The organism is Nibrella saemangeumensis, from assembly GCF_039541915.1.
GTDB classification, from domain to species: Bacteria; Bacteroidota; Bacteroidia; order Cytophagales; family Spirosomataceae; genus Nibrella; species Nibrella saemangeumensis.
The window spans coordinates 1-877 of the sequence record NZ_BAABHD010000038.1 but is presented as its reverse complement, the minus strand read 5'-3'; the positions used below and the strand labels follow the sequence as shown (position 1 = coordinate 877).

The following is an 877-nucleotide window of genomic DNA, read 5'->3' as shown; positions in this document are numbered from 1 at the left end:
TGCCCCGGTGGCTAACCGCGCGCCGGTGGTGCAGAACACCATACCTAATCAGAGTGGCACTGCCGGTACGGCCTTCAGCTACACCGTGCCTACTAACACCTTCAGCGATCCGGATGGCGATGTGCTCGCCTACCAGATTACGGGCCTGCCCGCCGGGCTGACAGCCAATGGCCTGAGCATCTCGGGCACACCCACCACAGCCGGCACAGCTACCGTGACGGTGAGAGCCACTGACCCCGCTGGGCTCAACGTCAGCGCCACCTTCAGCCTATCGGTAGCTGCGGCCCCGGTAGCTAACCGCGCTCCGGTGGTGCAGAACGCTATACCTAACCAGAGCGGCACCGCCGGTACGGCCTTCAGCTATACCGTGCCCACTAACACCTTCAGCGATCCCGATGGGGATGTGCTGGCCTACCAGATTACGGGCCTGCCCGCTGGGCTGTCGGCCAACGGCCTGAGTATATCGGGCACGCCCACCACGGCCGGCACAACTACCGTGACGGTGAAAGCCAGTGACCCCGCTGGGCTCAACGCTACTACCACCTTCACGCTTACCATCAGCGCAACGCCCGTAGGCGGAGGCAGCGGTACAGGTCTGACAGGCAACTACTACAACAACACTTCATTATCGGGAACACCGGTGCTTTCCCGGCTTGACCCGACTATCAATTTCTTCTGGAATACGGATTCGCCCCAGCCCGGTGTGGTCAATGCCGATGAGTTCTCCGTCCGATGGACCGGTCAGGTAGAGGCCCCGGTGAGTGGTAGCTACAGCTTCCGCACCAACAATGATGACGGCACCCGCGTGTGGGTCAACAACCAGCTCATCATCGACAACTGGACTCCCCAGGGGCCGACGCCCAAGGAAGGCTCCATC

General features: G+C 62.0%; 1 protein-coding gene. It reads left to right on the top strand.

What is annotated here, in order from left to right; genetic code table 11:
* Nucleotides 1-877 (top strand): putative Ig domain-containing protein (locus ABD949_RS18195; RefSeq protein ID WP_345245570.1); only part of this gene is annotated, 877 nt, incomplete at both ends.